The 8,018-nt window shown below is 41.4% G+C and carries 6 protein-coding genes; 1 reads left to right on the top strand and 5 read right to left on the bottom strand.

What is annotated here, in order from left to right:
- Positions 1 to 373: 373 nt before the first annotated feature.
- The 5 genes from DMZ48_RS13905 to DMZ48_RS13885 all read right to left on the bottom strand — a co-directional run bounded on the left by DMZ48_RS13905 (position 374) and on the right by DMZ48_RS13885 (position 4,513).
- Positions 374 to 1,132, bottom strand: coding sequence for a LytR/AlgR family response regulator transcription factor (locus DMZ48_RS13905; protein WP_143955755.1), 759 nt, complete (start codon positions 1,130 to 1,132; stop codon positions 374 to 376).
- Positions 1,133 to 1,162: 30 nt separating this feature from the next.
- The gene (locus tag DMZ48_RS13900; RefSeq protein ID WP_143955754.1) at positions 1,163 to 2,071 is read right to left on the bottom strand and encodes a 1,4-dihydroxy-2-naphthoate polyprenyltransferase; all 909 of its coding nucleotides are present in this window, start codon (positions 2,069 to 2,071) and stop codon (positions 1,163 to 1,165) included.
- A gap of 6 nt (positions 2,072 to 2,077) precedes the next feature.
- Complete coding sequence (locus DMZ48_RS13895) at positions 2,078 to 2,701, bottom strand: SPOR domain-containing protein (RefSeq protein WP_143955753.1); 624 nt, start codon at positions 2,699 to 2,701, stop codon at positions 2,078 to 2,080.
- 39 nt (positions 2,702 to 2,740) lie between these two features.
- Positions 2,741 to 3,583 carry a 1,4-dihydroxy-2-naphthoyl-CoA synthase gene (locus tag DMZ48_RS13890; protein ID WP_143955752.1) on the bottom strand — a complete coding sequence of 281 codons (843 nt, stop codon included), beginning with the start codon at positions 3,581 to 3,583 and terminating at the stop codon, positions 2,741 to 2,743.
- A gap of 81 nt (positions 3,584 to 3,664) precedes the next feature.
- Positions 3,665 to 4,513: a CvfB family protein gene (locus DMZ48_RS13885; RefSeq protein WP_143955751.1), complete on the bottom strand. Its 849-nt coding sequence runs from the start codon at positions 4,511 to 4,513 to the stop codon at positions 3,665 to 3,667.
- A 161-nt stretch (positions 4,514 to 4,674) separates the two neighbouring features.
- Here DMZ48_RS13885 and DMZ48_RS13880 point away from each other — a divergent pair, with 161 nt between their 5' ends.
- Entirely contained in the window at positions 4,675 to 7,986 is a 3,312-nt protein-coding gene (locus DMZ48_RS13880; RefSeq protein ID WP_143955750.1) for a S41 family peptidase, read from the top strand.
- The last annotated feature ends 32 nt before the right edge of the window (positions 7,987 to 8,018 follow it).

Raw genomic sequence — 8,018 nt, 5'->3', positions numbered from 1 at the left:
CCTGAGGCTCGCTACGCCTCGCTTCGATTTGGGGTCGCTTTTTTGAAATTAAATTTAGTTGACACAAAATTCGAGGGAAAGTGACCTTGGCTTAGATAAATTGACTTTTGAGAAATACCAGAACCGACCAAAAAATAAAAAGAGCCTTAGCTTACACTAAAACTCTTTTTACATAAACCACATAATAGTAGTTAGTCAGGTATTAGTTAGATTGGGACTTTTATGTAAACTGATAACATTTGGGGCTCGCTATCAGTCTTCTAATTTCTAACAACACTGTAAATATATCTCACAAAACACACTTGTTAAAATTAATGTTGCGGAATAGAATCAGGTTGTTGTAAAGTACTGTTAAATTGTTGTTAAGGGTAAATTAGGAAGTCATATTAGACAAGATGAATTCCCTGAAATCTTTAGAGATCGGGATAGTCTTCCCATTGATGAGAATATCCTTTGTATTGATCGCTTCAATATGATCCAGGTTTACAATATATGACTTATGCGCTCTGTAGAACTGACTGGAAGGTAACTTTTCCAGATAATCCTTTAAGGCCGACCTAACGAGATAGGTCTTATCTTGAGTAGTAACTTCAAGGTATACATTATCTGCTTTAACATAATGAATATCATCGAAGGGGATGCGGTGATAATGCTGGTTCTTTTTAACGAAGATTGAATTTCTTAATATTGAATTAGACATATGTGAGTTATCATTTTCCTCACGGTCTTTCATATTTGCAGCGGCAGGCCTCTGTTCATTATAGTTAGCCAGAGCTATTTCGATGGATGTAAACAAATCCTGTTGTTCGAAAGGCTTCACCAAATAACCATTTGGTTTAACGGTCTTAGCATTCTCCACCGTAGCTTTATCAGAGTTCGAAGTCACAAAAATAAAAGGGATATTATGATTTTCCCTGATATACTTACCTACATCGATACCGGTTTTCTCGGTGGCAAGTATGATATCTACCAAAACGAGATCTACTTCATTTTCTTCAAGGGCACTTACGGCACCTTCGTAATCAATTACGTTGTCTACAATGTTATATCCTATCTCTTCTAACATGGATTGCATGTCGTCAGCGATAATCACATTGTCTTCTACTATTAAAATCTTAATCGGTTGGTCCAAAATATGTTGCAGTTAGTGGTGTCAATAAATCTACAAAAAAATATTAAAACTCAAAGTGAATAGCAGAGAGAATAAGAAAGTACTCAATGCCAGAGTTTTAAGTTCCGGATCTAAAGCCTTAGGCAAGACATTTCCTACAACTCTTTTTATATGTAGTATCAACGGAATAAAAGAAAGGAGAAAAATAAGGTTGATCCAGCTATTATATTCAATAAAAAGATATCCCAAACTACTAACTATAGCTAGTACTATTACGATGACATGGTACTTCCTGGAGGCTGCTGCTCCCAACTTTACCGCAAGCGTTAGTTTACCGGATCGTTCATCGCTTTCACGATCTCTCATGTTATTAAGGTTTAGAACACCAACACTTAGAAGACCAATCGTTATCGCCGGAAGGAATACGGAAAATTGTAACTGTTGCGCATATAAAAAATAACTTCCTACAACAGCTACCAAACCAAAAAAGATAAAAACGAAAATATCTCCCAGACCGCGATAACCATATGCCCCACTTCCTACCGTATATTTAATGGCTGCTCCAATACAAGCTAATCCTAAAAGAAAAAAGAAAAGCGCATACCCTGAATTCTCACTTCCGAAGGAAACATAGATAAGGGCAATAGCTGCAATCATCGTCAGTATTGTAGTTACGATCATCGCTTTTTTCATTTCTGCGGGAGTGATGACTCCGCTTTGCAAAGCACGCATCGGACCGATACGATGTTCATTATCGGTTCCTTTGATTCCATCGCCGTAATCATTGGCGAAATTTGATAACACCTGGAAACCGATGGTCGTAATAAGTGCGAGGACACAAATAACTACATTAAATTTTCCTTCATGTGCCGCAATAGCAGATCCGACAATAATGCCGGATAAAGACAGCGGTAACGTGCGAAGCCTTGCCGCTGAAACGAATGCTTTAGTTTTATTCATAGTAAATTACAGCGACTCCTCAATCCTTATGCGCTTTCCATTCTTATAAGAAGCGACAAAGGCATCTTCAAACCCAAGTTTTACCAATGCCTTTCTAAATGATCGTGCGTCTTCGAGCGAATCGAAATTGCCGAGTGCGTATTTATTGAAGTTCTTGTATTTATAAAAGATAAGATTTCTGAAACTACCTGAAAACAACGACAGATCCATATTTTCAAGAGCCGCAACCTGCACTGCATAGATCACCTGATCTGCAGGAGGTAATTCCGGTTCCGGTTGTTCCTCTGTTCTCTTAAACTTTGTCAGCAAAAGTGTCTTATCATTCCGAAGAGAGGCAACCTCCTTCTCCAGACCATTCAACTGATCGGCATCGATAATGATCTTATTCTTTGCTTCCAGTGAACTTTGATTGATCAGTAACTCCGGATAGTACATATAGGTAAAAAAGAATCCGCCAATTACGATTAAAAGTATAACAGAAACCGTAAACAGTACATTCCGGCTTCGTTTCATCATCGACAATTGATAACGCTCCTCTTTAAGCTGATCAACTAATTTTTCTTCTGATAATTCTTTGGCTTCCAAACTTTCGTGAAGCTCAATTAAATGTTTTTCTTCAATGAAGGGCATAGAAAAAATTTTAATTAAACTTGATTTATTACAGGTATCCTATGGTATCCACTTGATATCCTTGAAATCAGGCTTTCTTTTTTCCAGAAAGGCGTTACGTCCCTCTTTAGCTTCCTCTGTCATATACGCAAGTCGTGTAGCCTCACCTGCAAAAACCTGCTGACCCACCATACCATCGTCGGTCAGGTTAAAGGCGAATTTAAGCATTTTAATTGAAGTTGGCGATTTAGCAAGAATTTCCTGCGCCCATTCAAAAGCGGTTTGCTCAAGATCCGCATGTGGAACCACTGCATTCACCATCCCCATCTCAAAGGCTTCCTGTGCTGAATAGTTACGTCCAAGGAAGAATATTTCCCGTGCTCTTTTCTGGCCAACCATCTTTGCGAGGTATGCAGAACCATATCCCCCGTCAAAACTGGTTACATCGGCATCGGTCTGTTTGAAGATCGCGTGCTCCTTACTCGCCAGGGTAAGATCACAAACCACATGCAGACTATGTCCGCCTCCAACGGCCCAACCAGGAACTACAGCAATTACCACTTTAGACATAAAGCGAATGAGACGTTGTACCTCAAGAATATTCAGTCTTGGCATCCCGTCATCATCGATATATCCCTGATGTCCACGTGCATTCTGGTCTCCTCCACTACAAAAAGAATAAATACCATCCTTCGTTGATGGCCCTTCTGCTGAAAGCAATACTACCCCAATGGAAGTATCCTCCCGTGCATCCACGAACGCTTCAAAAAGTTCTCCAACAGTTTTTGGTCTGAATGCATTTCGTACATTCGGACGATTGAAAGCGATTCGGGCTACTCCACCCGATTTCTTATAAGTAATGTCTTCGTATTCCTTAACGGTTTTCCACTCGGGAGTATTCATAGTACTGTAATTTCTATTTCTCGTGTAAATATCTTTGATTTAATCCGGAATACAAACCTTCCGGTGTATAATTATCAGGGGTTACCTGTCATTGATTCTTTTAATTCTACGTATTCCTTTATCGGTAATCTCGATCTCGCGTTGTTTATAAAGCACTCCAATCGCCTTTTTGAAGCTTTTCTTACTCATTCCCAATAAATCCCTGATCTCATCCGGCTCGCTTTTATCATGTAGCGGAAGGTATCCTTCAGCATCGTTGAGAACATCCAGAATATGTTTAGCGGCAGGCTCAAGATTTCTGTAGCCTAATTCCTGTAAAGACACATCGATCTTATTATCTTCCCTGATCTTTTTAATTACGCCCGTAAGTCGCTGACCTAATTTAAGTTCCTGAAAGATCTCATCTTTATAAACCAATCCCTTATGTTGGTTATTGATGATCACTTCTGCTCCCAGTTCAGTAAACCGTGATACGATCAGGTCTACATGCTCAAAACGTTTCACCGACAGTGATTCATTGCTCAGGAACTGATCCGTTTTACTGGATGCCGTAAGTCTCCCGGTTCTTTCATCCATATACAAATAGACCAGGTACCACTTCCCCTCCTCCATTTTTCGGGCCTGTTCGCGGTACGGAACAAAAAGATGTTTTTCCATTCCCCAATCCAGAAAGGCGCCGATCTCATTTACCTCAACCACCTTCAGAACTGCAAAATCATCCAGCATAATCTTTGGTTCCAGCGTTGTAGCTATAGGTCTTTCATCATGATCAAGATAACAAAATACATTGATGTCGTCTCCTATCTCATAGGTCGCCGGTACGTATTTATTGGGCAATAATATATCATGACCATCCTCATCTCCGAGGAATAACCCTACCGAAGTATGGCGTAAGATTTTTAAGGTATTCTTTCTTCCTAAATGTATCATGGTACAAAAGTAAAGAAATGGCCTTGATAACTGATTCTACTATCTTCAGATATTCAGAATTTATTTAAAATTCTCGCCGAAAATGTAAAAATCACGCCTTTTTAGGTGTGGGCTACAGAATCTGATTTTTTTTGACAATCTTTATAAAAAAATTAACCGTAATGAAACCAACTCTATGTAAATCCAAGGTTATTGTTCAGGCGATTTCTATCCATGATCAAAGACCTTTTTTCCTGGCAGTTCTGTTCTCCCTCCTCAGCTGTCTGATGTATGGTCAAAACTTTGAGGGATATTATAGATTTCCAACAGTAAATGGCGCTACAGTGGTTTTTGCCGCTGAAGGAGACCTTTGGAAAGTACCCCTCACCGGAGGTGCTGCCGTAAGACTTACTACGCATGCTGAATCAGAATCCGCCCCGGTATTCTCTCCCGATGGAAAATCAGTGGTATTTACAGCCAGTTATGAAGGACCATCTGAGCTTTACCTGATGTCGTTATCAGGAGGTGTACCTGAGCGATTAACTTATGAGAACGCAGGAGCTGTTGCAGATTCCTGGGCAAGTGCTGAAGAACTGATTTATCACACTACGGCCTACGCAACCTTACCGGACTTCCAACTTGTTAAACTCAACGTAAAAACTCACACCGAAGAAAGAATTCCGTTATCTCAGGCGAGTGAAGCGGATATCGATACAAGATCAAAGACCCTGTTTTTTGTGAGTCCGATGGACCACCGGAACGTTACTAAACGCTATATGGGCGGTACGGCAAGACAGATTTGGAAATTTGTTCCGGGTGCTGCGGATGCCTTAAAATTAACCACTGATTATAATGGTGAGAGCTTTAATCCAATGTTCTATAACGACCGTATTTATTTTCTTTCGGACCGTGACGGAATCATGAATATCTGGTCGATGAATACTGAAGGTAACGATCTTAAACAACATACAAAGCACGAAGTTTTTGATGTTCGTTCAGCCGATCTTCACAATGCGAATATCGTTTATCAGACCGGAGCCGATCTATGGCATCTGGACCTTGCTTCAGGCAGTGATAAGAAGATCGAAATCTGGCTCCCTTCCGACCTCGATCAACTTCGTGAAAAATGGGTTGATAATCCATCGCGATACATCTCATCGGCTAAAACCGATGCCAAAGGTGAAAAGGTCGTAATCACCGCAAGAGGGCGTATCTTCATCGCGCCTGTAAAGTCAGGCCGGTTTATAACCTTTGCCCCTAAAAAGGATATTCGCTACCGCGATGCATTCTTTTCTGCCGATGGAAAATCTATTTATGCCCTTTCCGATGAGAGTGGAGAATTCGAATATGTAAAACTAGACGCATTAGGCCTCCAGGATTCCAAACCGATCACAACCGACGGTCATGTTCTGAGATTTGGTGGTGTTAATTCTCCCGATGGTAAATGGATCGCTTATAACGATCTTGAGAACAACATGTTTATTCTTGATGTAAATACCGGCAAAAGCAAAGTGATATCCACCAATCAACAGGGAATCGCTGGATATTCCTGGTCGCCGGACAGTAAATGGATTGCATTCAGTCAGGAAGCAGACAATACGATGTATCAGGTCATGATCTATAGTCTTGAATCAGGAAAGACCACCGCAGTCACCACTGACAGGGCAAACAGCATTTCTGCAGAATGGAGTCCGGACGGAAAGTTCCTGTACCTGTTATCAGACCGAAATTTCCAAAGTCTGGTGGGTGCTCCATGGGGGCCGAGACAACCGGAGCCATACTTCGATCAGACCGATAAGATCTATCTGATACCACTGAAAAAGGAATACCGCTCCCCTTTCAAGGCTCCTGATGAACTCCTAACCTCAACGGATACTCAGGAAACTCCGAAAAGTAAGTCCTCTAAAAAAGATAGTAAGGAGGCTGATTCCGGAGTTACAGTTGCCATCGACTTTGATGGAATTAAGGAAAGACTTATGGAAGTACCTGTATCATCCGGAAATTACCGAAGTCTCAAAGTTACTGAGAACGGTTTATTCGTACTGGCATCAGAAACCGGTTTAAATGCCAAGACTCATCTGAAAGCAATCCCTGTAAAGGATGAAGATGCAAAGCTGAAAACCATATTGGAAGACGTCAACGGATTAGACCTTAGTGCTGATGGGAAAAAATTACTGATTCGAAAAGGTCGAAATTTCTATGTCACCAACGCTGGTACCTCGCCAATATCCGGACTTAATGACAATGCGCTGGATCTTAGTTCCTGGAAATTTGCGATTTCTCCCAGGGAAGACTGGGAGCAAATGTTCATGGACGCATGGCGTATGGAAAGAGATTATTTCTATGATAAGAACATGCATGGGGTGAACTGGAAGGCTATGTATGACCGTTATTATCCGTTACTTAAACGCGTGACCACAAGGGAGGAACTCTCCGACCTTATCGGAAGATATGTAGGCGAACTGGCAGCATTACACACCAGTGTTCGTGGAGGTGATCAACGCGAAGATGAAAAAGACATAAGTGTTGCAAGTCTTGGTGCAAGGCTCCTCAGGGATGAGAAAAAAGGAGGTTACGTGATCGATCACATCTATAAGGCTGATCCGGATTATCCCGATGAAAAATCTCCACTTGATGATCCTTACCTTAATATCAGTGAGGGTGATGTGATCACTGCCATCAATGGAACTTCCGTACTTTCAGTGAATCATATCGGTGCCCTGCTAAGAGATCAGGCCGGGAAACAAGTGAGAGTAAGCTTGAAAAATAATTCAGGAAATATTGATAAGATCGTTGAACCCATTCAAAATGATTATAATCTGAGATATACTGAATGGGAATATACACGAAGACTGAAGGTTGAAGAGGATTCAAAAAATCAGATCGGTTATGTTCACCTCAGAGCTATGGGATCCGGTGATCTCAGCCAGTGGTATCGTGAATTCTACCCTGTTTTCGATCGCGCCGGACTAATCATCGATGTACGCCATAATCGCGGTGGGAACATCGAAAGTTTCATCCTTGAAAAGCTCTTGAGAAAAGCCTGGATGTACTGGAAACAACGATCTGGAAAACCTTACTGGAACATGCAGTATGCATTCAGAGGTCATATCGTAATTCTTGTTGATGAACTTACCGCCTCCGATGGTGAAGCATTTGCAGAAGGATTTAAACGCCTTGGTCTCGGGAAGAGCATCGGGGTGCGCACCTGGGGAGGTGAGATCTGGTTGAGTGGCGTAAATACCCTTACTGATTATGGAGTTGCCAGGGCACCGATGATGGGTGTTTATGGAGAAGAGAGTGAATGGCTTATCGAAGGGCATGGTTTCGTTCCAGATATCGAGGTGGTCAATATGCCGCATGCCACCTTTAATGGTGAAGATGCACAGCTCGATATGGCGATCAAAGTACTTCAGGAAGAAATCGCGAAAGATCCAAGAGAGATCCCGGCAGTTCCTGCTTATCCCGATAAATCCTTTAAGAATAAAAAGTAAAATGCATTCCGGAAGGAAGCATATGAATTCCG

Source organism: Robertkochia solimangrovi (genome assembly GCF_007279655.1).
Taxonomy (GTDB): domain Bacteria; phylum Bacteroidota; class Bacteroidia; order Flavobacteriales; family Flavobacteriaceae; genus Robertkochia; species Robertkochia solimangrovi.
The sequence above is the reverse complement of the archived record's forward strand: the minus strand, read 5'-3'. Positions and strand labels throughout refer to the sequence as shown.

What these genes read in the sequence shown, in the direction of transcription:
- DMZ48_RS13900 (WP_143955754.1), bottom strand. Translation starts at nt 2,071, where the DNA reads ATGAATAAAACTAAAGCATTCGTTTCAGCGGCAAGGCTTCGCACGTTA.
- DMZ48_RS13895 (WP_143955753.1), bottom strand. Translation starts at nt 2,701, where the DNA reads ATGCCCTTCATTGAAGAAAAACATTTAATTGAGCTTCACGAAAGTTTG.
- DMZ48_RS13890 (WP_143955752.1), bottom strand. Translation starts at nt 3,583, where the DNA reads ATGAATACTCCCGAGTGGAAAACCGTTAAGGAATACGAAGACATTACT.
- DMZ48_RS13885 (WP_143955751.1), bottom strand. Translation starts at nt 4,513, where the DNA reads ATGATACATTTAGGAAGAAAGAATACCTTAAAAATCTTACGCCATACT.
- DMZ48_RS13880 (WP_143955750.1), top strand. Translation starts at nt 4,675, where the DNA reads ATGAAACCAACTCTATGTAAATCCAAGGTTATTGTTCAGGCGATTTCT.